Source organism: Kroppenstedtia guangzhouensis (genome assembly GCF_014637345.1).
Lineage (GTDB): Bacteria > Bacillota > Bacilli > Thermoactinomycetales > DSM-45169 > Kroppenstedtia > Kroppenstedtia guangzhouensis.
This window is the reverse complement of the sequence record NZ_BMEX01000051.1, coordinates 1-2,557: the sequence shown is the minus strand read 5'-3', so window position 1 is coordinate 2,557 and position 2,557 is coordinate 1. Positions and strand designations below refer to the sequence as shown.

The window sequence follows — 2,557 nt, the reverse complement described above, 5'->3', positions numbered from 1 at the left end:
GGGGAAAGCTCCGCTGTTCCGTGCCGCCTTGATCCCGTTGGAGACGGAGGGTCATCTGATGGTATGGGACCTGCACCATATCATTTCCGACGGGGTTTCCATGGAGGTGCTGATGCGGGACTGGTCGGCGCTGTACCAGGGAGAGGAGTTGGAAGCACCGCGGATTCAGTACAAGGATTACGCCGTTTGGCAACAGTCGGAGTCCCGACGGAAGGCCATGGAAAAGCAGGAAGGGTACTGGATGCAACGTTTTGCCGACGGGGTGCCGGTGCTGGAGTTGCCCACGGACTTTCCGCGACCTCCGGAACAAACCTTTGATGGTGAAACCGTTTCACATCAAATTGAAATGAATTTGAATCGGGAATTGCAACGGTTGGCCAGGGAAGAAGGGGTTACACTCTATATGCTGCTCTTGGCGGCGTACCATGTGTTGCTTTCCAAATACAGTGGGCAGGATGACATTGTGATCGGGACTGCGGTGGCGGGACGTCCCCATGCGGATCTGGAGCAAGTGGTCGGGATGTTTGTCAATACTTTGGCATTGCGGCATCAATCCCGTCCGGAGGAAAGCTTTCGCGATTTTCTTGCCCGGGTGCGAAAACAGGTGGTACAGGCACAGGAACATGGGGATTACCCCTTTGAGGAGTTGGTGGAGCGATTGGAATTGCCCCGGGACTTGAGTCGAACGCCGCTTTTTTCGACCATGTTCATTTTGCAAAATACAGAACAAACCAAGGTTCATAATTTCTCTTTGGATCGAAGTTTTTATCCGCTGAACCATAAAGTGGCCAAATACGATTTGACTCTGATTGTGGAAACAGGGAACAGATTGTCGATCCATTGGGAATACAACACTTCTCTGTTCCGACGGGAAACTGTTGAACAGATGGGTCATGGGTTGACGTACTTACTGGAGCAGTTGGTATATGAACCAAGCCGGACGTTGAAAGACTTTCAATTGCTTCGGGAGGATCAACAAAAACAGGCATGGCTCCTTTCAACCCCCGAAGGTGACAGACCCCGGGCGGAGACGCTTCATGGCCTGTTTGAACAGCGAGTGGAGCAGATGCCGCAAAAGACGGCCTTGATTGCCGGTAAAAGGCGGTTCTCTTATGAAGAGTTAAACAGGCAGGCGAACCGGTTGGCTCACTTCTTGAGAAAACAGGGAGTCGGGGTGGATCAACCTGTCGGATTGGTGATGGATCGCACGCCGGAGATGATTATAGGTATTCTTGCTGTTCTGAAGGCAGGAGGTGCTTATGTACCTATCGATCCGGACTATCCGGAAGAAAGAAAGCGGTTCATATTAAAAGACTCCCGTTCCGAACATGTTTTAACCGGTGAACCGGAATGGGTACCGGAATCCTTTGTCGGGAAAGTATGGGTGTACAGGGAACTGGATTTTACCGGTTTGCCGGTTGATAATCCCGATCCGGTAAACCGGGAGAAGGATCTGTCTTATATCATTTATACTTCAGGTTCCACCGGCAGGCCCAAAGGAGTCATGGTGGAACATCGAAACGTGTTGCGGTTGGTGGGAACTGACCGGTTGCCGCTGGAAATTGATGAGCGGGAGATCTGGGTTCAATGCCATTCCTTTTGTTTTGATGTTTCGGTGTGGGAGATTTTCGGTTCCTTGGGAAATGGTGCCTCACTCGTGTTGGCGACAAAAGAAGAGATTTTGGATCCCGAACGGTTTCGCCATCTGCTGTATTCGGAAAAAGTGACTGTTTTGTGTCAAACTCCTTCTGCTTTTATGTCTTTGATGAACCTGGAACGGACCCAACCGAAAGCCGACCTTTTTGTACAAAAACTTTTATTTGCGGGAGAGGCTCTGATCCCCTCCACTTTGCAATTTTGGCAAAGCCGGTATCCACAGATGTCCCTGTTCAACCTTTACGGGCCGACAGAGATCGGTATTTATGCCACCTGCCGCAAGCTGACCGATTCTGATCTAATCCAAAATACAAGTCACATCGGTGTTCCACTTCCCTCTTTGCGAGCCTGTATCCTGGACCGGCATGGGAACCTCCTGCCCCCCGGTGTTCCCGGAGAGTTGCATATCATGGGGACTGGAGTGACCCGGGGTTACTTAAATCGACCGGAACTGACCGATGAACGGTTTGTCGAAAGGGATTTCGCTCCGGGGGAACGGATGTATCGAACGGGAGATTTGGTGCGCCAACTCCCGGATGGTGGATTGGAGTATCTGGGACGACTGGATGACCAGTTGAAAGTCCGCGGCCATCGGGTGGAACCGGGAGAGATCCAGGCTTATTTGCTGGAATGTGATTTTGTGATGGATGCTGTGGTGCTTCCGCGTCAGATAAACAAAGGGACAAATGAACTGGTCGCTTACATTGTTACAGACGGACGGGATTGGAGCGTTAAAGGCCTGAGGAAATATCTGGCTTCCAAATTGCCGGACTATATGATCCCGTCGTATTTCGTAGCGTTGGAATCCCTGCCGCTGACTCCCAACGGGAAGGTGGATCATCGGGCGCTTCCGGAGCCGACGGAACAACTGGTGAGGGAAAGCCCCTACGAAAAACCGGTC

Annotated in this window: 1 protein-coding gene; it reads left to right on the top strand. The window is 51.5% G+C overall.

Annotated features, from left to right (window positions below; all coding sequences use genetic code 11):
* A partial coding sequence (locus IEV46_RS17675; protein WP_188433920.1) for a non-ribosomal peptide synthetase occupies positions 1-2,557 on the top strand: 2,557 nt, incomplete at both ends.